This window comes from Ferrimonas sp. YFM, assembly GCF_030296015.1.
Lineage (GTDB): Bacteria > Pseudomonadota > Gammaproteobacteria > Enterobacterales > Shewanellaceae > Ferrimonas.
Map to the genome: position 1 here is coordinate 3,124,131 of NZ_AP027368.1, position 19,593 is coordinate 3,143,723.

Annotated in this window: 22 protein-coding genes; 9 read left to right on the plus strand and 13 right to left on the minus strand. The window is 60.1% G+C overall.

The window, feature by feature from the left end:
* Positions 1–5: 5 nt before the first annotated feature.
* Positions 6–3,071 (plus strand): molybdopterin-dependent oxidoreductase, encoded by a 3,066-nt coding sequence (locus tag QUE41_RS14645; RefSeq protein ID WP_286339750.1) that lies wholly within the window; start codon positions 6–8, stop codon positions 3,069–3,071.
* A gap of 99 nt (positions 3,072–3,170) precedes the next feature.
* Here QUE41_RS14645 and QUE41_RS14650 read toward each other — a convergent pair whose 3' ends face one another.
* The 6 genes from QUE41_RS14650 to QUE41_RS14675 form a co-directional block, all read right to left on the minus strand.
* A complete protein-coding gene (locus QUE41_RS14650; protein ID WP_286339751.1) occupies positions 3,171–4,070 on the minus strand; it encodes a helix-turn-helix domain-containing protein in 900 nt (299 codons plus the stop codon).
* A 35-nt stretch (positions 4,071–4,105) separates the two neighbouring features.
* The gene (locus QUE41_RS14655; RefSeq protein ID WP_286339752.1) at positions 4,106–5,020 is read right to left on the minus strand and encodes an oxidoreductase; all 915 of its coding nucleotides are present in this window, start codon (positions 5,018–5,020) and stop codon (positions 4,106–4,108) included.
* Positions 5,021–5,198: 178 nt separating this feature from the next.
* Entirely contained in the window at positions 5,199–5,471 is a 273-nt protein-coding gene (locus QUE41_RS14660; protein ID WP_286339753.1) for a hypothetical protein, read from the minus strand.
* Positions 5,472–5,560: 89 nt separating this feature from the next.
* Positions 5,561–6,304, minus strand: a complete 744-nt coding sequence (locus QUE41_RS14665; protein ID WP_286339754.1) for a class I SAM-dependent methyltransferase — start codon at positions 6,302–6,304, stop codon at positions 5,561–5,563.
* A 63-nt stretch (positions 6,305–6,367) separates the two neighbouring features.
* The gene (locus QUE41_RS14670) at positions 6,368–6,805 is read right to left on the minus strand and encodes a tellurite resistance TerB family protein (protein ID WP_286339755.1); all 438 of its coding nucleotides are present in this window, start codon (positions 6,803–6,805) and stop codon (positions 6,368–6,370) included.
* Between the two features lie 75 nt (positions 6,806–6,880).
* Positions 6,881–7,204: a cupin domain-containing protein gene (locus QUE41_RS14675; RefSeq protein ID WP_286339756.1), complete on the minus strand. Its 324-nt coding sequence runs from the start codon at positions 7,202–7,204 to the stop codon at positions 6,881–6,883.
* 273 nt (positions 7,205–7,477) lie between these two features.
* On the opposite strand from QUE41_RS14675, the gene sstT reads away from it, so the two are divergent.
* Together sstT and QUE41_RS14685 are read left to right on the plus strand one after the other, a co-directional pair.
* Positions 7,478–8,698, plus strand: a complete 1,221-nt coding sequence (sstT, locus tag QUE41_RS14680; RefSeq protein WP_286339757.1) for a serine/threonine transporter SstT — start codon at positions 7,478–7,480, stop codon at positions 8,696–8,698.
* Between the two features lie 162 nt (positions 8,699–8,860).
* Positions 8,861–10,018, plus strand: coding sequence for a GNAT family N-acetyltransferase (locus QUE41_RS14685; RefSeq protein WP_286339758.1), 1,158 nt, complete (start codon positions 8,861–8,863; stop codon positions 10,016–10,018).
* Here QUE41_RS14685 and QUE41_RS14690 read toward each other — a convergent pair.
* On the minus strand, positions 10,003–10,596 hold the full coding sequence (locus tag QUE41_RS14690) for a DUF938 domain-containing protein (RefSeq protein WP_286339759.1): 594 nt from the start codon (positions 10,594–10,596) through the stop codon (positions 10,003–10,005). The genes QUE41_RS14685 and QUE41_RS14690 overlap by 16 nt on opposite strands.
* A 96-nt stretch (positions 10,597–10,692) precedes the next feature.
* On the opposite strand from QUE41_RS14690, the gene QUE41_RS14695 reads away from it, so the two are divergent.
* From QUE41_RS14695 to QUE41_RS14705, 3 genes are all read left to right on the plus strand, one after another.
* On the plus strand, positions 10,693–11,088 hold the full coding sequence (locus QUE41_RS14695) for a hypothetical protein (RefSeq protein ID WP_286339760.1): 396 nt from the start codon (positions 10,693–10,695) through the stop codon (positions 11,086–11,088).
* An 89-nt stretch (positions 11,089–11,177) separates the two neighbouring features.
* Positions 11,178–11,786 carry a peroxiredoxin-like family protein gene (locus QUE41_RS14700; protein ID WP_286339761.1) on the plus strand — a complete coding sequence of 203 codons (609 nt, stop codon included), beginning with the start codon at positions 11,178–11,180 and terminating at the stop codon, positions 11,784–11,786.
* A 117-nt stretch (positions 11,787–11,903) separates the two neighbouring features.
* Positions 11,904–12,263, plus strand: coding sequence for a DUF952 domain-containing protein (locus tag QUE41_RS14705; RefSeq protein ID WP_286339762.1), 360 nt, complete (start codon positions 11,904–11,906; stop codon positions 12,261–12,263).
* On the opposite strand, the gene QUE41_RS14710 is transcribed toward QUE41_RS14705, so the two are convergent.
* A complete protein-coding gene (locus QUE41_RS14710) occupies positions 12,247–12,627 on the minus strand; it encodes an acyl-CoA thioesterase (RefSeq protein WP_286339763.1) in 381 nt (126 codons plus the stop codon). The two genes, QUE41_RS14705 and QUE41_RS14710, sit on opposite strands and share 17 nt — an antisense overlap.
* Positions 12,628–12,792: 165 nt before the next feature.
* On the opposite strand from QUE41_RS14710, the gene QUE41_RS14715 reads away from it, so the two are divergent.
* Entirely contained in the window at positions 12,793–13,587 is a 795-nt protein-coding gene (locus tag QUE41_RS14715; RefSeq protein WP_286339764.1) for a CLCA_X family protein, read from the plus strand.
* A gap of 171 nt (positions 13,588–13,758) precedes the next feature.
* Complete coding sequence (locus QUE41_RS14720; protein ID WP_286339765.1) at positions 13,759–14,412, plus strand: DsbA family oxidoreductase; 654 nt, start codon at positions 13,759–13,761, stop codon at positions 14,410–14,412.
* Between the two features lie 97 nt (positions 14,413–14,509).
* Here QUE41_RS14720 and QUE41_RS14725 read toward each other — a convergent pair whose 3' ends face one another.
* From QUE41_RS14725 to napF, 5 genes are read right to left on the minus strand one after another with little or no spacing between them, the layout of a single operon-like run.
* A complete protein-coding gene (locus QUE41_RS14725; protein WP_286339766.1) occupies positions 14,510–15,121 on the minus strand; it encodes a NapC/NirT family cytochrome c in 612 nt (203 codons plus the stop codon).
* 3 nt (positions 15,122–15,124) lie between these two features.
* On the minus strand, positions 15,125–15,571 hold the full coding sequence (locus QUE41_RS14730) for a nitrate reductase cytochrome c-type subunit (protein ID WP_286339767.1): 447 nt from the start codon (positions 15,569–15,571) through the stop codon (positions 15,125–15,127).
* A gap of 50 nt (positions 15,572–15,621) precedes the next feature.
* A complete protein-coding gene (napA, locus tag QUE41_RS14735; protein WP_286339768.1) occupies positions 15,622–18,114 on the minus strand; it encodes a nitrate reductase catalytic subunit NapA in 2,493 nt (830 codons plus the stop codon).
* Positions 18,115–18,139: 25 nt separating this feature from the next.
* The gene (locus QUE41_RS14740; RefSeq protein ID WP_286339769.1) at positions 18,140–18,382 is read right to left on the minus strand and encodes a chaperone NapD; all 243 of its coding nucleotides are present in this window, start codon (positions 18,380–18,382) and stop codon (positions 18,140–18,142) included.
* A complete protein-coding gene (gene napF, locus QUE41_RS14745) occupies positions 18,375–18,860 on the minus strand; it encodes a ferredoxin-type protein NapF (protein ID WP_286339770.1) in 486 nt (161 codons plus the stop codon). Before napF ends, QUE41_RS14740 begins: the two co-directional genes overlap by 8 nt.
* Positions 18,861–19,231: 371 nt before the next feature.
* On the opposite strand from napF, the gene QUE41_RS14750 reads away from it, so the two are divergent.
* Positions 19,232–19,579 (plus strand): DUF1904 family protein, encoded by a 348-nt coding sequence (locus QUE41_RS14750; RefSeq protein WP_286339771.1) that lies wholly within the window; start codon positions 19,232–19,234, stop codon positions 19,577–19,579.
* Positions 19,580–19,593 lie beyond the last annotated feature (14 nt).

Below are 19,593 nucleotides of genomic sequence, written 5' to 3' on the forward strand. Positions count from 1 at the left end.
CCATTATGGATCGTAGACAATTCCTCAAGGCCGGCTCAGTCGCGGCCCTCTCCGCCTCCGGCGCCGCCAAGGCAGCCCAGGCCGAGACTCCCACCAGCGACAAGGCGCTGGAAAAATTTGCCCCCACCTCCCTGAAACCTGAGTTCCAGGTGGACGGCAACAACATCAAGCCCGCTCCGGGCCAGCGCTTCGCCTTCTCCAAGTGCTATGGCTGTTTCAACGTCTGTGGCGCCCGGGTCAGCATCGACGAAGCCACGGATCAGGTGGTGCGCGCCTGGGGCAACCCCTACATGCTCACCAGCAACACCGAGCCCTTCAGCATGTCGGTGCCGCCTAAGGAGGCGATGTTCCGCCTGGCGGCCGCCAGCCAGTACAACCAGGACAACGCCGCCACCCTCTGTGGCCGGGGCAACGCGGTGCTGGACGCCTTCAGCAACAAACACAGAATCACCCAGTGCCTGAAGCGGGTGGGCAAGCGTGGCGAGAACAAGTGGCAGACCATCTCCTATGAGCAGATGATCAAAGAGGTCACCGAAGGGGGCAACCTGTTTGGCGAAGGCCATGTGGACGGCCTCAAGGCGATCCACGCCAACCCCAACTTCGCCAACCCCCTCTACCCGGACTTTGGCCCGGTGAAGAACCAACTGCTGGTCTCCACCTCCACCGAACAGGCGAACCGCTGGGACTTCATGCACCGCTTCTCCCACAGCGCCTGGGGCACCCCCAACGTGGGCAACAAGGACTCCTACTGCGGCCACCAGCAGGTAGCGGGCTGGGCCCTGGGCTGCTTCGACGCCGTGGATGAAATTGCCCTGCCCACCACGGACTTCGAACACTGCAAATTCGCCATCTTCATCGGCACCAACCCCGGCCTGTCCGGCAACAGCCTCAACTCCGGCTCCCGCCGACTGGCCAAGGCCCGCGCCGAACGGGGCAACTTCAAGTACGTGGTGGTCGACCCCCTGCTGCGCTCTTTGACCTCAGAGACCGACGCTGACAACAGTGAGTGGGTGCCAATCCGCTCCGGCGGCGACACCGCCCTGCTGTTCGGCATGCTGCAGTACATCATCAACCACAAGCGCTACCGCAAACACTACCTGGCGGCCCCCAGCCAGGCGGCGGCAGACAAACAGGGTGAGGTGAACTACACCAACGCCACCTATCTGGTGGTGAAGCAGCCGGGCCACCCGCTGCACAACCGCTTCCTCACCGCCGAGGCGATGGGCCTGGGCAGCGACGAGGTGAAGATGGTGCGCCGGGAGGGCGATGGCCAACTGGTGACCAGCGACAGCGACCAGCAGGCCAGCCTCTACTATCAGGGCGAGGCCAAGCTGGCCGACGGCAGCAAGGTCAACGTGGAAACCGCCTTTGCCCTGCTGAAGAAACGGGTCAATGAGCACAGCCTGGAGGAGTACGCCAAGCACAGTGGTGTGCCCGTGGCCAAAATTCAGGAGCTGGCCAAGGAGTTCACCTCCCACGGCCGCCAGGTGGCCATCGAGACCAACACCGGCTGTAACGCCACCGACGGCGGACAGTGCACCTTCGCCCAGGCGATGCTGGCCACCATGGTGGGTGCCCACAACGCCAAGGGCGGCCTGAACCACATGACCGGCGTCGGCTTCGGCATGATGTACGAGATCTTCGACGGCCCGCTGTACAAGCTCAACGACTTCCACCACGTGGAGCCCGAGGGCTTCAACGCCGAGCGCTCCGGTGACTACGAGCAGAGTGAAGAGTACAAGGCCAAGCTGGCCCGGGGGGAAAACCCCTACCCGGCCAACCAGCCCTGGAACAACACCTTCGTTCAGGACAACAGCGGCGAGATGCTGGTGGCCCACGCCAACGCCAACCCCTTCCAGTTCAAGGCATGGTTCATCTGGTCCACCAACCCCATCTACAACTGCTCCGGCCTGGAGGACCAGGTGGTGGACTCCATCAAAGACCCCAAGCAGTTGGGACTGATCGTTGGCATCGACCCCTACATCAACGAAACCAACGTCTACGCCGACTACCTGGTGCCGGACCTGCTGCAGTATGAGCAGTGGATGTACTCCCGCATGTGGGGCAGTGAGTACGTCGGTGACGTGGCCGCCGTGCCTGTGATTGAGCCCAAGACCGTCAAGGACGCCAAGGGCAATCCGGTGTGCATGGAGCAGTTCATCATCGACGTCAGCAAGACCCTGGAGCTGCCCGGGTTCGGCGACAACGCCTTCTCCGACGCCAAGGGTCGCCGCTACGGCCTGCATGTGCCCCAGGACATGTACGTACCCCTGTTTGCCAACGCCGCCCACTCCGGCGAGGTACTGCCCGCCCCCACCCAGGAGGATATCCAGTTCACCAGCGTCGACCGTATTCAGGGTGAGTTCGCCAAGCGCCTCAAGCCCGAAGAGCTGGGCCCTACCCTGTATATGCTGACCCGGGGCGGTCGTTACGAGCAGCTGGACCAGCGCTACGATGGCGAGTTCCTCAACCCGGCCATCCGCATGGATGTGCAGTTCCAGATCTACAACGAGGCCCTGGCCCAGATAAAGGACTCCTACTCCGGCGAATACCTGGATGGCCAGCCCACCTTCGATGTGGACCGCTTCTGGGACGGCTCCGCGGTACGGGATCACTGGAGCGAGGAGCAATACCCCTTCAGCTTCTCCACCTTCAAGCCGCAGCTGCGTAACGCCTACTCGGCTCAGCTGCCCAGGCTGACCGCCCTGGGTGAGGCCAACTTCATCCAGATGAACGCCAAGGATGCCGACAAGTACGGCCTGAAATCCGGTGATCGGGCACAGGTTCTCTCGCCCAAGGGCACCACCTTAGAGGGTGTGGTCCAGGCGGACGACACCGTGGCCAGGGGCACCATCTCCGTGGGCATCGGCTTCGGCCACAGCCAGTTCGGCGCCCAGAGCATCAGCATCGATGGCACGGAGATCGCCGGTGAGCCGGAGCGTGGCGGCGGCATCAACCCCAACCCCTTCAACGTGGTGGACCCCACTCGTAAGGGCGCCAGCCTCTACCGGGATCGCACCTTCGGCTCCACCTGCCGTCATGGTGTCCCTGTGGGCATTCGCAAAGTGTAAAGCAAGGTCTAAAGAGAACGGGCTTGAACAGGGAGGTTCAATTCTCTTAACGCAAAATCCGGAGCCTGGCTCCGGATTTTTTTGTCTGGGGTACGGCCTCTAGTGGGGCCGGCGAAACTGCCCCGGCGTCATGCCGGTCACCCGTTTGAACACCCGGGCGAAATACTGAGGGTACTCAAACCCCAGACGGTGGGAGATGGTGGCGATGTTGCTGTCGTCGCCGAGCAGCATCCCCTTGGCCCGCTCCACAATGCCCTGGTGGATAAGCTCCTGGGCACTGGCGCCGGTTTCCTTCCTGAGCTGGTCACTCAGGTAGCCCGGGGACATGGAGAGCCTGTCCGCCAAGGCCGCCACACTGGGCAGACCGCTTTGCTGCGCTTCGCCGGAGTCCAGATAATGGTCCAGCGCCTGCTGAAATCTGACTGCCGTTCCCTGGGTGTGAGGGCGGCGGGTCAGGTACTGACGATGAAAGAAGCGACTGGTGTACTTGAGCAGCAGATCCACACTGGCCACCAGAATCTCATGGCTGTGGTCATCCACATTGCGCCTGAGCTCGAGGTCAATCTCCCCCACCAGGGATGCCAGGGAAGCGCGCTCACGCTCATCCAGATGCAGCGCCTCGTGGGTCTCATAGCCGAAGTAGCCATACCTGCGTATCTGCTCCGCCAGGGGAGAACCGGACAGCAGTTGGGGATGGAAGAAAAGGGCCCACCCCTTCAGGTCACCACGCTGGTACTCCTGATCCCCCGCCAGCACCTGCCCAGGCTCATAGGCCACCAGCACACCATTGGAGAAATCATAGGTGCGACGGCCGTAGCGGATCCCTTCGCAGCTGTTCTCCTTCACCACCAGGGCATAGAGTCCCAGTTGCACCGACTGCATCATGTCGCTGGCCTCCACCCTGACCTGAGACAGGTCAATGACACTGATCAGAGGGTGACTGACCGGCGGCAGGGCAAACAGCTGATGCAGCTGCTCGACAGACTCCAGTGTGTACATCGCTTCTCCCTACCCGTGGTTTTTCCGTTAGCTCATCATCCGTGGTTCAGAAAGGCAATGCCGGTCTGCAACTCGGTGAGGGTCCACAGCTTGCTGCGCTGCTGCTGATCCGCCGCCGGCTTGGGCAGACGGTTGGGCTTGGGGTAGCCCCGGAAATTGGCAAAATTGGCCGGGCCAAAGTAATCGCCCCCTTTAACCCCCAGGTCGGTGGCCGATCGCAGTGTGGGCAGGATCCCCATGTCGATGCGCTGAGCAAACAAGGTGTTGGAGACGATCCCCAGCAGGCCCATGTGACGCTGCAGATCCGTGGCGGTGTAACCAGGGTGGGCACCGACGGAGATCACCTTGCTGCCGGCGGCACGCAGGCGCTCGTTCAGCTCGGAGAAGAAGATGGCGTTGGCCAGTTTGCTCTGGGCATAGGCGGCGACATAGTCGTACTTCTGCTCGAAATGAATGTCGTCGTAGTAGATGTCGGCCGGTCCCATCTTGGCGGCCAAACTGCTGACGGTGACGATTCGGCCTGCGGGTGCCGCTTCCAGCAGAGGCAACAACTCATGGGTCAGGGCAAAGTGCCCCAGATGATTGGTGGCCCAGTGCATCTCATGTCCCTGAGCCGACTCCTGCCGTTTGGGCAGGAACATCACTCCGGCGTTGTTGATCAGCAGATCCAAAGGTTGCTGTCGCTGGCGCAGCTCCTTGCCCAGGGCGGCCACCGACTCCAGATCCGCCAAGTCCAGGGGCAATATGCTGACCTTTGCCTGAGGCACCTGTTTGAGAATCAGCTGGCGGGCCTGCTCGCCCTTGGAAGTACTGCGCACCGCCATCAGAATTTCGGCCCCCTTTTTGGCCAACTCCGTCGCGGTACCCAGACCCAATCCGGCGTTGGCTCCGGTGATCAGCGCCACCTTGCCACTCTGGTCAGGGATCTGTCGTGTGGTCCATCTGGTCATCGTGCTTCTCCTTCCGATTACTCAACTGGATTCCAGCTTAGGGGCCGGCAAAGGGATACCGGTAATACAAACCCCGGTAACTTGTATACGAAACCCGTCGGCAAATGAGGTGGGCCACTGACTGTGGATCCGCCGGTGAAGATACCGCAATTGATGAGCGCCCTATCGAGGCTGACCGTCAGGGGCCCAACACCCTGTTGAGCTGCGCCTCTTTACCCAGAGCGCCCGCCAGCCCATGGAGCATCTTCAGCCCCAGCCACACCATGGCGCCAATGAGTACCCCCTGGACAATAAAGAGAATGGGGCTGAGCAAGACGATCATCAGGGCGATGGGCAGGCTGAAGCCCACGGTCACAAAGGGAAACAGGGGGATCAGCGCCAGGGAGATTAGGTAACAGGAGGCCAGCCAGCCCAGGGTTATCTGTTTGATGGTGATGTAGTTTGGCGTCATCGTGCTTCCCTCAGAATCAGACCTGACACCAGAGTAGCACCCTCACCAGGGGCAAAAAAGGGCACCTGTCGGTGCCCTCCACCCCCAGATCAGTCCCAGGGTTCCAGCCGGCCCAGGCTGTCGGTGAGGGGATAGCCCAGTTTAGGAGAGAGCTGCTGGGCCTTTTCCCGCAGCTGGGCCAGAGATTGAGTCAATGGCGTGCGTCCCGCCAGAATCACCAGGTTGCCGTCGGCGGTGGGGCAGCTGTGACAGACCGGGAAGTGGCGGGCCAGGGCGCGGTTGAGGCCCTCGTGGTGACGGTGCTCCTCCCAGCAGTTGAGCACCAGCATGCCATCCTCCTTCAGCAGGACGGCGGCATCATCGATAAAGCGCTCATTGAGCTGAACGTCGTCGACGGCGTCGGCGCCATAGAGATCGGTAAACAGCAGATCCACCCGCTTGTGGTTGCCCTCGGCCAGGAAGGCGGCGCCCTCCTGATGCACCAGCTCAATGCGCTTGCTGCGAGGCAGGCGGAAGTGGCTCAGGGCAATCTCGGTAACCAGGGGACGCAACTCCACCCCGGTGATCTTGATTCCCTTGACCGCAGTGGCCAGGGCAGAGATAAGGCAGCCACCGCCCACCCCGAGCACCAGGGCACGCTTGGGCTGACAGAACAGCAGGGAGAGCATCATTGCCCGGGTGTAGTCGTGCTGCAGCACCCAGGGCTGTTTGGTGAGGATACGGCTCTGCTCATCGGCCGGGCCGAAACTGAGGATGCGATGTGGCCCCTGTTCAATGACCCGAACCTGGCCCCACTCATCCCTACCATCAAACAGAACTGTTTCGCCGCTCATACCGCCCCCATAGATTGAAGGCAGGCATTATGGGGGAGGCGGGGCGGCGACTCAAGGAGGAGATTACAGCTCGCCGGTGACCGCCAGCTTGGCCTGGATAAATTCACTGTGACGCAGATAGAGCAGGTCACTGACCTTACGGATCATCGCCTCTTCATGGGGGTCGAGTTCGTCATCCTCGTAGGCCACCCGCCACAACCCCTCAATCAGCTTGATCTTCTGCTTGAGGTGCAGGTTCTTCTTCACCACGTTAGTGAAGTTGTGGATGGAGTTGGCCTGCTCGGTCTGGATCAGCGCCTCCTCGATAAGATCCCGGGCTTCCCGGTCGGACAGCTGATGCAGCCCCTTGACCAGGTGCCACACCGCCTCCTTCTCCTCGTGACTGATCTGGGAGTCGGCCCTGGCCACCTCCAGCAGCAAAGCGGTGCTGGCCAGCTCAACGTTCAGCTCCTCAGCCGCGGAGCCCTGGTCAGAAAACAGAGATTTAAGACGACTTATCATGGGCAGATACTCCTGTGTTAATGCAGTTTTGGACCCCGGCACATTGAAACTGGTTCCTCTGGCCGGCCTGAACGCTCACTCCGTCACCGGCCAGTGCACCGCCAGCCACAGCGTCGGCTGCTGGGGATCGGTCCAGCTGACCCGGTGTTTGCAGCCCGAAGGCAGCCAGGCATGATCCCCCGCCTCCAGGGATTGCTCACGGCCGTCGGCGTACATCAGTCGGGCCCGACCCTTGAGCAGCACCACCCACTCATTTTGGGCTTGATCGTACCACTCTCCCTCTGGGGTCACCTGTCCCAGGGAGGTAATTCTTTCAATTTTCACCCCTTTATTCTCGATGATGGTCTGAAACACCTCATCTGTTAATTTTTCTGGAATGTCAGCCAGCAGGTTATTCACAATTCACCATCCCTTTACCCTGAGTTTACATTTCGCTGTCTTACCCCTATCCCCCTTACAGATAAGGGGTTTTGGCCAAGAGATCGGACCAAAGCATAAGTTTGAAGCATTAAATCATAAGAATGAGTTGTTTAAGTTAATTCATATGAAAATAGTGTCGATTAAGATCAATCAAATATCGATTCCGGGTGGACATGTCGCAAGGAAAATTGCCAAAATTCCCCGTTCTGGCGGCCTGTCCGCCCAATATAAAAATAATGCGTTAGGCAAATCATGAGTAATCAGCAATCTCTAATTAAGAAAATCGCAAGCGGCAGCCTGGTCCTGCAGATCCTGGTGGGCATCCTCGCCGGTGTCGGTCTGGCCGTGGTCGCGCCAGACAGCGCCAAGTCCGTAAGCTTCCTCGGTGGCCTGTTTGTGTCCGCCCTGAAAGCCGTCGCTCCTATTCTGGTGTTCATCCTGGTCGCCTCCTCCATCGCCAATCAGAAGCGTGGAGAGCACACCAATATGAAACCCATCATCATGCTCTACCTGTTTGGCACCTTCGCCGCCTCTCTGACGGCGGTGGTGCTGAGCTTCATGTTCCCCACCACCCTGGCCCTGGTGACCAACAACGCCACCGTTGCCCCGCCGGAAGGGATCACTGAAGTTCTGAACACCCTGCTGTTCAAAGTGGTCGACAACCCGGTGAACGCCCTGATGACAGGCAACTTCATCGGCATCCTGGCCTGGGGTATCGCCCTGGGTCTGGCATTGCATAAAGCCACCGACGCCACCAAGCAGGTGTTCCACGATGTGTCCGAGGGGATCACCAGCATCGTAAAAGTGGTGATTCGCTTTGCCCCCATCGGCATCTTCGGCCTGGTGGCCAACACCATCGCCACCACAGGTTTCGACGCCCTGGCCGGCTACTCCCATCTGCTGGCGGTGCTGCTCGGTGCCATGGCCTTTATCGCCCTGGTGGTCAACCCCTCCATCGTCTACGTGAAGACCCGACAGAACCCCTTCCCGCTGGTGTTCCAGTGTCTGCGTGAAAGTGGCGTCACCGCCTTCTTTACCCGCAGCTCTGCCGCCAACGTGCCGGTGAACATGGACCTGTGTAAGCGCCTGGACTTGCATGAGGACACTTACTCTGTGTCCATCCCTCTGGGAGCCACCATCAACATGGCCGGTGCCGCCATCACCATCACGGTGCTGACCCTGGCCGCGGTGCACACCATGGGCGTGCAGGTGGACCTGCCCACCGCCCTGCTGCTCTCCATCGTCGCCGCGGTGTCCGCCTGTGGCGCCTCCGGCGTGGCCGGCGGCTCCCTGCTGCTGATCCCTCTGGCCTGCAGCCTGTTCGGCATCTCCAATGATGTGGCGATGCAGGTGGTGGCCGTTGGCTTCATCATCGGCGTGATTCAGGACTCCGCAGAGACCGCCCTGAACAGCTCCACCGACGTGATCTTCACCGCCGCCGCCTGCCGCGAAGCAGAGCGTAAGGCCGGTTAATCTGTCCGGTTGATGATAAGGGGACTCAGGTGAGTCCCCTTTTTAATGTCCCGAGCCTGGGCTGACAGCCCGGGTTAGGGAGTGCTAACTTTGGTGTACACCTGCCGTGTCACCACCTCCACCAGGGGGTATGACCCGCAACTGTCACCTGATGGAGTAGCTATGGCCAGGGACTGTGGCCCCTTCACCCTCAAATGGCTCGATGCCATCGACAAGATCGATGCCCACAGCTGGGATGCCCTGTTTCCCGACGACCAGCCCTTCCTGCGTCATGGCTTTCTGGCGGCGCTGGAGGTCAGCGGCTGTGTGGGCAAAAGCAGCGGCTGGAAACCCCTGCATCTGCTGGTCGAAGAGGAAGGCCACCTGGTGGCCGCCCTGCCCGGCTACATCAAACTGCACTCCTTCGGTGAGTATGTGTTTGACTGGAGCTGGGCCCGGGCCTATGAAGCCCATGGGCTGGATTACTACCCCAAGTGGATAAACGCCGTGCCCTTCACTCCGGTGACCGGCCCCAGGCTGGGCGTGGCGGATGATGTGGACCAGGAGTGGCTGCTGATGACGCTGTCAGACAGCCTCAAGGAGCAGGGGCAGGCGCTGGGGCTCTCCGGCATGCAGTGGCTGTTTCCCGAAAAGGCGCTGTCCGACAAGCTGGTACGCCAGGGCTGGCGGCAGCGCAAAGACATCCAGTTCCGCTGGCACAATCGGGACTATGGCAGCTTCGACGCGTTTGTTTCCGGGCTGACGGCGCGCAAACGCAAGAACATCCTCAAGGAGCGAAAGCGTTGCGAGGATCTGGTGATAGAGCGCTTCGAGGGGGACGAGATCACCGACGACCATTGGCGGCAGTTTCTCGAATGCTACCAACACACCTATGCCAAACGCTCAGGCCACTTCGGTTACCTCAACCTGACCTTCTTTCGGCAGTTGCACCGGCGCCTGCCGAACTGTTCGGTGCTGGTGATGGCCAGGGAGGCTGAGCAGAGTCGGTGGTTCGCCGCTGCGCTGTTTCTCAAGGGGGAGGATGCCCTCTATGGCCGCTACTGGGGCAGCCTCAAGGAGCACAGGGGGCTGCACTTCGAGCTGTGCTACTACCAGGGGATCGACTACTGCATCGATAACGGCCTGGCCCAGCTCGACGCCGGCGCCCAGGGTGAGCACAAACTGACCCGGGGCTTTGAGCCCAACTGGACCTACTCCAACCACCTGCTCTACCACCCGCTGTTCGATCAGGCGGTGGCCGATGCGGTGCTTCAGGAGCACCAGCAACTGCGAAGGTTGATGAAGCTGTATCGCAGCGCCCTGCCCTACAAGGCCTTATGAAACTCCAGCAGCAGGTTGTTGGCAGGCATGGTATGGATGGTCGCCAGTGACAGTCCCTGACTCTCTCCCTGAGCCTGCATCGCTTCCAGATCGCGGATACCACTCATGGGATCCCTCTGTATCAGCCATTGATCGAACTGGGCATTGCTGTCACTGGTGTAGCGGCCATTGCGATTAAAGGGACCATAGACACAGAAACGGCCTCCCGGCTGCAACACCTGCCCCACCCCATGCCACATCTGCACCACCTGATCCCAGGCCATGATGTGACAGGTATTGGCGGTAAACACCCCGTCGAAGCTCTGCGCCGGCCACTGACCGGTGACATCCAGCTCCAGAGGCTGCCCCAGATTCGGCCTGGGGTAGTGGGCCAGGCGCATCTTCAGCGCAGTGAGGTACTCTCCCTGGTCCGAGGGCTGCCACTGCAAATGGTCAAGGTGCTCGCTAAAAAACACCGCGTGCTGACCGGTGCCGCTGCCTATCTCCAGCACATGACTGGCCGGGGCCAGAGCCTGTTTCAGCACCGCCAGAATCGGGGCCTTGTTGTTTTCACAGGATTGGGAAAAGGGCAGCTCCATGAACACTCCATTTGCCGACATCGCAGTTCTGCTGAATTTGCGATCTTGGTCACACTCAATTAAGGTCTTCAGCATACCACCCTAAGGAAAAAAATGATGAAGTCCTCTCTCGTTATTGCCGGATTGATCCTGGCGGGCCTGATCGGCGCCGGTGCGGTCATGGTCAATCAAACCCAGGCCAACGCGCCCGCGCTGTCGGCCAATGAGCAGCAGCAGTGGGATGGCCTGGTGCAGTGCGCCGCCTACTACCAGATCGCCTCCAATGCCATTGCCGGCATGAACGCGCCACAGATGCAGGCGGTGGGGCAGAGACTGCAACAATCGGCCCTGACAGCCGAGCAGCGGGCCGCCGCCCTGGGAGGAGAACAGCCCGCCAAGGCCGCCATCGCCCAGGCCAAAGAGGCCCAACTGGCCAGCCTGCCGGACCCCAGCGCCCTCGGCCCCCTGATGGGCAAGTACAAGACCCGCTGCCAAAGCCTGATGCAGGGGTGAAATAATCGGTGAGCTTCCCCGGTCTAGTGGGGCGCGACGCTTAAAAGTCGAACGCCCCTGCCAAGACCACAGATAAGAAGGAACTCACCATGAAACTTTGGGGACTCTTAGCCGCCCTGTTGCTCAGCTTGCCACTGCACGCCGCCATCGCCCCGGCGCCCACTCAGGTCACACCTCTGCTCAATGGCATGACCATTCCTGACGCCTCCCTGGCTGGCCTGGATGGCCGCACCCAATCTCTGAACACCTGGCTGGAAGGCAAGCCTTCCCTGCTGGTGTTCTATCGAGGCGGTTGGTGCCCCTACTGCAACGCCCAACTCTCCGGCCTGAAGAAGGTGGAAGCCCAACTGTCGAAGATGGGGGTGCAGATTGTGGCGATCTCCCCGGATCCTGCCGAGCAGTTGCAGGACGGACCGGGTGACACCGGCTACCTGCTGCTGTCAGACCGCAACCTTGAGGCCAGTGAGTCCTTCGGACTGGCCTACACCCTGACCCCTGAGCTCTCCGCGGCCTACCAGGGCAAGATGGGCCGCCGTCTGGTCACCGAGCAGGGTTCGGACCTGGTGGTGCTGCCGATTCCGGCGGTCTATCTGGTGGACGGTGACGGACTGGTGCACTTCTCCTACCTCAACCCCAACTACAAAGTCAGGGTGGCTCCGGAGCTGATCCTGACCGCCGCCGAACTGATGCTCAACTGACGTCTGCAGGCCCCGGTTTGGTGCCGGGGCCGTTTCACCTGCGAGAGTTTCCCGTCTGCGGGGCTTCCCCAACCTGGTCGGATCTGATAGCTTGAATTCCCGAGAGTCTTACGGAGCATGAAGCCGTTGATCCCTTCTCTTTTTAAAGTGGTTACCCAGGCCCAGTGGCAACAAGCCCAGGAAAGCGGCCTGATTCCCCTCTGTGGCGCCGACCAGGCCCATGGTCATATCCACCTGAATTACTATCAGTCGCTGGAGCAGGTCACCAGCCACTACTTCGGTGCCAACGATGAGCCCCTGGCACTGCGACTGGACGGCGATCGCCTCGCCGAGTACGTCAAAGAGTTTGACGCCACCGACGACAAGCCCTGGCCCCAGCCCTGTGCCAAGCTGCCCCAACTGAGCCTGGAGATGGTCACCGAGCTGCTGCACTTCGACTATCAGCAGGAAACCGGTAACTTTACCCTGCAGGAGTAGCCAGACGCGTTCCTAAGCCGTGAGGGGCCGGTTTGCCCCTCTCATCCAGACAAACAAATACCATGGCGTCTATGGTGACGATTGCGGCTTTAGTGAGCTTATTGCGCACCTCACACCGAATGGTGATGGAGGTTCTGCCGTGACCTGCGAGCTCCAGGCCAAACTCAATCACGTCTCCCTGAAGCGCCGGACGGCGAAAATCGATGGCAGAGATGCACTTGGTCACCAATCTGGTGCTCTCCATCTGACAGGCGGCGAAGATCGCCGCTTCCTCATCAATCCAGCTGAGCAGGCGACCACCGAACAGCATCTCGGCCGGATTCAGATCTTCGGGTTTAACGACGCGTCGCGAATAGAACTTCATGGGGCACTCCTCCCTCTTCACCCAAACCTGATCTCGAAGCCAGTTCCGTGCCAGGGTCAGAGCTGCTAATAATCAGCATCTTAGCCAAGGTGTCCCTGAGAGGTTGCGCCCTGGTGGTGCACCCTGCCCTTGTAGGAAGCACTCCCCTGGGGTATAGATCCCCCCATGACCGACAACCACTCTCCAGGTGCCCTGCACCGCCAGCACTTCCGTCGCGGCCCGGATTACCGCTGTGGCGACGACGTTTCCTTCGCCGAGATCCGTGATCAGTTCGGTCTGGCCGGAGTCCGGGTGGGACGCTGGGTCAACCGGGGTGAACAGCAACTGGCGGCCAACCTGGTGTTCGACGCCATGGCCGACCTGGCCTACATCCTCAATGTGCCGCCCGAGGTAATAGGGCTCAGGGGCAAGCTGCACCTGGCCTTTGGCACCGGAGGCAGCCCCCACAGCCAGGCCCACTACGAACCGGCAGCCCGCACCCTGGCCCTGGCGAAAAACGCCGGAGCCGGCGCCCTGGCGCACGAGTACTGGCACGCCTTCGATCATCACATCGCCGCCAAGGCCTTTACCACACCCGCCAGGGCCACCGCCTTTGCCAGCAACCTGTGGCTGTTACAGCAGCCTATGCAGCCCCACCCACTGAACCAGAGGCTGTCAGAGCTGTTTAATGCGGTATTTGCCCCGGATAAGCAGGCCCATGGCGAGTTTGTGGAGAACGCCCTGGCCCTGGACGAGCAACTGGGACGGCGCTACTTCTCCCTCCCTACAGAACTGATGGCCAGGGCGTTTGAGGCCTGCATCCAGGATCACCAGATTAAGAATCACTATCTGGTCAGCGGCACCAAACAGGGCAAGCTGGCTCAGGCCGGCGCCTACCCCACAGCCGACCATTTACACTTGATTAACACCATGGTGCACCGCTACTTCCAGCCCCTGGGCCAGGCCCTCTCCAGCCAGTGATCCGGATCACGCCCCAACTTATTTCGATGTGCCACCGATCCCAGTTCGGGTCGGTTCTTGATCCTGCGAGCAATTGTGAAAAATTGTTAATCTATACTGCGAATGGGTCGATTGACCCCCACAAGCTTACCCAGTAGTGTGGAGTTTCGAACCTGATTTGGTGATAAAACAATGAACCATCTGCGTATCGACATCGTCTCGGACGTCACTTGCCCCTGGTGCATCATCGGCTACAAGGCGCTGGAAAAGGCGCTGACCGAACTCCATGGAGAACTGGACGCCGAGATCCATTGGCAGCCCTTCGAGATCAACCCCCATCTGGGCCCGGAAGGCCAGCCAAGGACCGAGAATCTCAAGAACAAGTATGGCTACACCGACGCCCAGGTCGGACAGAACCAACTGGTGCTGGACAAGCGAGCCAACCGCCTGGGTTTTGAGATGCGTCTGGACCGTCAACCCACCACCTACAACACCTTCGACGCCCACCGTCTGCTGCACTGGGCCGAGCTCAAGGGCAAGCAATCCGCCCTGCAGCAGCACCTGTTTCATCTCTACTTCACCAATGGGGGCAACCCCAGCGACCACCATGCCCTGGTTCAGTGCGCCGAGGCCGCAGGCCTGGATGCCGCTGGCGCCAAAGAAGTGCTGGAGAGCGACCAGTACGGTGACGAGGTGCGTAAGGACCAGATGAAGTATGTACGCCTGGGAATCACCTCGGTGCCCGCCTTTATCATCAATGATGAGTACATCATCAGTGGCGGCCAGCCGGTGGAGACCTTCGTCAACGACCTGCGGGAGATTGCCGGACACCTGAGCGCCGCCTGAAGGCGATAAAGTGCAGACAAAAACAAGGGGGAATCCAATGGATTCCCCCTTAGTCTATCTGGCCCGACTGACTGGGTTCCGGGCCAAATTCTCTGCCCTAGTGCGCGGCCAGGGTCTCTGAGATGGCGTCGTTGCCTTCGTAGTTTTCAGGCAACTTGTGGGCGATGCCCTTGTGGCAGTCGATGCAGGTCTTGCCCTGCTCGCTGGCGGAGGCGTGCATGCGACCCGCCACTCCCTTCTGCTCGGTAAAGTCCATAAACTCGAAGTTATGGCAGTTGCGGCACTCCTGAGAGTCGGTTTTGCGCATCCGCGCCCACTCCCGCTCCGCCATAACCAAACGGTGATCACTGAACTTCTTCGGCGTGTCTACGATGCCGATTGCCTTACCCCACAACTCCTTGGACGCCTGGATCTTGCGCACCATTTTGTGGGTCCAGTCCTTGGGCACGTGACAGTCGGGACAGGTGGCGCGTACGCCGCTGCGGTTGTTGTAATGGATGGTGGTGACGTACTCCTCGTAGACGTTCGCCTCCATCTCATGACAGCCGATGCAGAACTCTTCGCGGTTGGTCATCTCCATGCCGGTGTTGAACGCACCCCAGAACATGATGCCGCCCACAAAGCCCACCAGCAGCAGGCTGCCCAGCGCCTTACCACTGGGGCGGCAGAGCCAACCCCAGATGCGTCCGATAAAGCCAGGTAGTTTCATGGCTTACTCCTTATCTTTGGCAAACTGGCCCAGGCCTTCGAAGGTGTTGGCCACCGGAGGCTTGGCATCCGCCTGGGTCACATGGCACTGCAGACACAGGTAGCGACGAGGTGCCACGTGAGGCAGTACGATGCCGTCACGATCGGTAAAGTGGGTTGGGCTGACCCGGGGCGCGCCTGTGGTCAGGTAGTTGTCCACGTCGTGGCACTGCAGGCAGCGGTTGGTGGACTGGGTGATCTGATATCCCTGAACCTTGTGAGGCACCAGGGGGGGCTGGTTCACGTAGTTCAGCGCCTGGCGATCGATCTCCTTAAGGACCTTCTTCAGTCCAGGCGCCTTGTTGGTCTCCTCCAGAGGCACGTCTGAGCGCATGCCAAACTGGTGTTCTTCGGCGGCGAAGGCCGCCAGGGGAAGCAGAAGTGCGCCACACAGGGCAATTCGAAGTTTCATGGTGTTCTCCAATTCTTTTGGCAAGGGGCCCCGCAGGGCCCATCTCTCAATCAGGCCTTACGCACCTTGACGGCGCACTTCTTGTAGTCGGTCTCCTTCGACAGCGGGTCGGTGGCATCCAGGGTCAGCTTGTTGACCAGGGTGCTGGCGTCGAAGAAGGGCATGAAGACCAGACCACGAGGCGGCTTGTTGCGGCCACGGGTTTCCACCATGGTCTCCACTTCGCCGCGGCGAGAGCTCACCATCACCTTGTCACCACGGCGCAGGCCGCGCTCCTTGGCGTCCAGCGGGTGCATGAAGACCACGGCATCGGGGAACGCCTTGTACAGCTCTGGCACCCGCTGGGTCATGGTGCCGGTGTGCCAGTGCTCCAGTACCCGACCGGTGGAGAGCCACAGGTCGAATTCGCCGTCCGGAGACTCCGCCGCCGGCTCGAAGGGCAGTGCGAAGATCACCGCCTTGCCATCAGGCTTGCCATAGAATTGGAAGTCGCTGCCCGCCTTCACATAGGGATCGGCTCCCTCTTTGAAGCGCCACTTGGTCTCCTGACCGTTGACCACGGGCCAGCGCAGGCCGCGCACCTGGTGATAGGTATCGAAGTCCGCCAGGTCGTGGGCCTTGCCGCGACCGAAGGTGGCGTACTCCTCGAACAGCCCCTTCTGGATGTAGAAGCCGGCGGCGCGGGCATCGTCATTCAGACGCTCGGCGGGCACCTCATCCAGGCCGTACTGATTCACCTGGCCGTTGGCATAGAGAACATCGAACAGGGTCTTGCCACGGTATTCGGGTTTCTGGGCCAGCAGCTCTTCGGGCCACACCTCTTCCACCTTGAAGCGCTTGGAGAACTCCACCAGTTGCCACAGATCAGACTTGGCCTGGCCTGGCGCCTTCACCTGCTGGTACCAGAACTGGGTGCGGCGCTCGGCGTTGCCGTAGGCGCCCTCCTTCTCGACCCACATGGCGGTGGGCAGGATCAGGTCGGCGGCCATGGCGGTCACCGTTGGGTAGGGGTCGGACACCACCACGAAGTTGGCGGGGTCACGGTAGCCGGGCAGGCGTTCCTCGTTGATGTTGGGGCCGGCCTGCATGTTGTTGTTGCACATCACCCAGTAGGCGTTGAGCTTGCGGTCCTTGAGCATGCGATCCTGCAGCACGGCGTGATAACCGGGCTTGGGCGGGATGGTGCCCTCAGGCAGCTTCCAGATCTTCTCTGAGTAGGCGCGGTGTTTGGGGTTCTTCACCACCATGTCTGCGGGCAGACGGTGGGCGAAGGTGCCCACTTCCCGGGCGGTGCCACAGGCGGAGGGCTGACCGGTCAGGGAGAAGGGACCGTTGCCGGGCTGGGAGATCTTACCGGTGAGCAGGTGGATGTTGTACACCAGGTTGTTGGCCCACACGCCGCGGGTGTGCTGGTTGAAGCCCATGGTCCAGTAGGACACCACCTTGCGGTTGGGGTCGGCGTACAGCTCTGCCAGGGCGATCAGCTTGTCCGCTTCCACACCGGAGAGCTTGGCAACAGTCTCGACGTCGTAGTCGGCAACAAACTTCTTGAACTGCTCGAAATCGATGGCTTCGGAGCCGCCCTTGCCGGGGTTCTTCGCCGCCTGCTCCAGGGGATGCTCGGGACGCAGGCCGTAGCCGATGTCGGTGATCCCCTTACGGAAATTGGTGTGCTTGTTGACGAAGTCGTGGTTCACCTTGTCGTTCTGAATGATGTAGTTGGCGATGAAATTGAGGATCGCCAGGTCAGTCTGAGGGGTGAACACCATGGGGTTGTCCGCCAGCTCGAAGCTGCGGTGCTCATAAGTAGAAAGTACCGCCACCTTCACGTGCTCGGCGGAGAGCTTGCGGGCACTCAAGCGAGACCAGAGGATGGGGTGCATCTCGGCCATGTTGGAGCCCCAGAGGACGAAGGCATCAGCCTGCTCCAGGTCGTCGTAACAGCCCATGGGCTCATCGATGCCGAAGGTACGCATGAAGCCACCCACGGCGGAAGCCATACAGTGACGGGCATTAGGATCGATGTTGTTGGAACGGAAACCGGCTTTATACAGCTTGGCGGCGGCGTAGCCTTCCCATACGGTCCACTGACCGGAGCCGAACATGCCCACAGAGGTGGGCCCCTTCTCTTTCAGGGCCGCTTTGAACTTGTCGGCCATCACGTCGAAGGCCTCATCCCAGGAGACCGGAGTAAACTCACCATTTTTGTCGTACTTGCCGTTGCTCTTACGCAGCATGGGCTGAGTCAGACGGTCCTTTCCGTACATGATCTTGGGCAGGAAGTAGCCCTTGATGCAGGTCAGGCCACGGTTAACCGGCGCCTGAGGGTCACCCTGAACCGCCACCACCTTACCCTGGTTGGTGCCGACCAGAACGGAGCAGCCGGTGCCACAGAAACGGCAAGGCGCTTTATCCCAAACAATGGTGTCGTCGTTGCGGGTGGCGATGATCCCCTTGGCAGCAGCGGGGACGGCCAGGTTAGCCGCAGCAGCGCCGGCCGCGATGGCTTGCGCTTTTACAAAGTCTCGACGTGATAGTTTCATCATCTATTCCTTGAACCTTTTACGGTCAGTCGTTAGAAATTTTTTGGTGATAGATCAGGGAGGTTGCGCCTACACCCTGCAACCCTTTGATCTGGTCAATGCACTCCACCTGGGAGTTTTGATGTGTGTGTGTCAGCAGGACCACCATCTTGCCGGAGGGGTCGTTGACCTCGACGCTGACTCCGGGCAGCTCATTGAGGCTGGTTTCCACCGCGAACCGTTTCTCCGGTTGGGTGTTCACCACCAATGAACAGATGTGTTCAGTCATGGGCAGACTCCTTGGGTATCTGCAAAGAGAGGGATTGACTGGGACAACGAGGTAGACAGGCGCCACAACCATTACAAGCCGTTGAGAGAACCGGATGAGAGATACCAATTGTCGGCTTGAAGCTGATGGCGGCCATATCGCAGGCGTCGGCACAACTGCGACACTCTATGCCCTGCAAGGTTAGGCAGGTGTCGTCCAGTGCCACGCGGTAGGGCCAGGGGGAGTGCTCCGAATCCCGAAAAAGGGCTTCCCCACATGCCTTGGCGCACTGTCCACAAAAACTGCACTCCGCCTTGTTAAAGTCCAGCTCGGGGAAGCCCCCTGCACCGATGACGATAACGCCGGTTTCACAGGAGGAGAGGCATTGGTGACAGCGCGTGCAACCATCAACAAACTCTTCCTCTGAAACCAGGTGTGGCATCCGCAGTACCTGGGCCTTGCGGCCGGTGGCGCTGCGCCACAGCGGAGAACGTGCCATCTTGTTGTCCCAGTCAAATAAATCAGGCTTCTGCCTGAGAAATCTTCAAACTCGGACGCAATGTAACCGCCGGGTTCAAGTGGGGGATATACCCAATAGGAAATAGATGGAGTTTCGATTGATCCTCATCAATAAATTCGTTTGTTTTGGTTGCTTTTCAACCTCACAAAATGGTCACATTTGAAGACTTCCGCACACATCTCTTTGTGTCACGCCAACTTATTTCACATTTTTCCGCCATTTCCGCAGCCCAAACAACGAAGAGCGTTCCCGTTCCAGCCACCACCGAGGTGGTCGTTTGCCAGTGAAAATTCAATGACCAACACCTACAATGCCGGTAGTAGTCGACAGACAGAGAACAGGAGAGAAGGATGCCCCATATCAGAATCAGTGGAATGGAGCGTCAGCAGGTGATGCACATGAGTGAGACCCTGGTGGACCAGTTGGCCGAAGCGGTGGGTTGTCCACGGGATCATTTCACCATTGAGCTGTTGCCTGCTGAGTTCATCTTTGACGACAAGATGGATGCAAATCGCTACCCATTCGTCGACGTTCAGTGGTTTGAGCGGGGTCAGCAGATCCAGGACAAAGTGGCTGGAATCATCACCGCTGCGGTACGAAACCAGTTAAGAGAGGAGGAGAAGGAGCTGGATATCTGTATCCGCTTTTTCCCGCTCGATCCCTTCAAATACTACGAAAATGGCCGCCATTTCGGCTGATTTAGCCAAGCCTG

Excerpts from the sequence above, each read along its gene's own strand:
- QUE41_RS14645 (WP_286339750.1), top strand. The coding sequence starts at position 6 with ATGGATCGTAGACAATTCCTCAAGGCCGGCTCAGTCGCGGCCCTCTCC.
- QUE41_RS14650 (WP_286339751.1), bottom strand. The coding sequence starts at position 4,070 with ATGTACACACTGGAGTCTGTCGAGCAGCTGCATCAGCTGTTTGCCCTG.
- QUE41_RS14655 (WP_286339752.1), bottom strand. The coding sequence starts at position 5,020 with ATGACCAGATGGACCACACGACAGATCCCTGACCAGAGTGGCAAGGTG.
- QUE41_RS14660 (WP_286339753.1), bottom strand. The coding sequence starts at position 5,471 with ATGACGCCAAACTACATCACCATCAAACAGATAACCCTGGGCTGGCTG.
- QUE41_RS14665 (WP_286339754.1), bottom strand. The coding sequence starts at position 6,304 with ATGAGCGGCGAAACAGTTCTGTTTGATGGTAGGGATGAGTGGGGCCAG.
- QUE41_RS14670 (WP_286339755.1), bottom strand. The coding sequence starts at position 6,805 with ATGATAAGTCGTCTTAAATCTCTGTTTTCTGACCAGGGCTCCGCGGCT.
- sstT (WP_286339757.1), top strand. The coding sequence starts at position 7,478 with ATGAGTAATCAGCAATCTCTAATTAAGAAAATCGCAAGCGGCAGCCTG.
- QUE41_RS14685 (WP_286339758.1), top strand. The coding sequence starts at position 8,861 with ATGGCCAGGGACTGTGGCCCCTTCACCCTCAAATGGCTCGATGCCATC.
- QUE41_RS14690 (WP_286339759.1), bottom strand. The coding sequence starts at position 10,596 with ATGGAGCTGCCCTTTTCCCAATCCTGTGAAAACAACAAGGCCCCGATT.
- QUE41_RS14695 (WP_286339760.1), top strand. The coding sequence starts at position 10,693 with ATGAAGTCCTCTCTCGTTATTGCCGGATTGATCCTGGCGGGCCTGATC.
- QUE41_RS14700 (WP_286339761.1), top strand. The coding sequence starts at position 11,178 with ATGAAACTTTGGGGACTCTTAGCCGCCCTGTTGCTCAGCTTGCCACTG.
- QUE41_RS14705 (WP_286339762.1), top strand. The coding sequence starts at position 11,904 with ATGAAGCCGTTGATCCCTTCTCTTTTTAAAGTGGTTACCCAGGCCCAG.
- QUE41_RS14710 (WP_286339763.1), bottom strand. The coding sequence starts at position 12,627 with ATGAAGTTCTATTCGCGACGCGTCGTTAAACCCGAAGATCTGAATCCG.
- QUE41_RS14715 (WP_286339764.1), top strand. The coding sequence starts at position 12,793 with ATGACCGACAACCACTCTCCAGGTGCCCTGCACCGCCAGCACTTCCGT.
- QUE41_RS14720 (WP_286339765.1), top strand. The coding sequence starts at position 13,759 with ATGAACCATCTGCGTATCGACATCGTCTCGGACGTCACTTGCCCCTGG.
- QUE41_RS14725 (WP_286339766.1), bottom strand. The coding sequence starts at position 15,121 with ATGAAACTACCTGGCTTTATCGGACGCATCTGGGGTTGGCTCTGCCGC.
- QUE41_RS14730 (WP_286339767.1), bottom strand. The coding sequence starts at position 15,571 with ATGAAACTTCGAATTGCCCTGTGTGGCGCACTTCTGCTTCCCCTGGCG.
- napA (WP_286339768.1), bottom strand. The coding sequence starts at position 18,114 with ATGAAACTATCACGTCGAGACTTTGTAAAAGCGCAAGCCATCGCGGCC.
- QUE41_RS14740 (WP_286339769.1), bottom strand. The coding sequence starts at position 18,382 with ATGACTGAACACATCTGTTCATTGGTGGTGAACACCCAACCGGAGAAA.
- napF (WP_286339770.1), bottom strand. The coding sequence starts at position 18,860 with ATGGCACGTTCTCCGCTGTGGCGCAGCGCCACCGGCCGCAAGGCCCAG.
- QUE41_RS14750 (WP_286339771.1), top strand. The coding sequence starts at position 19,232 with ATGCCCCATATCAGAATCAGTGGAATGGAGCGTCAGCAGGTGATGCAC.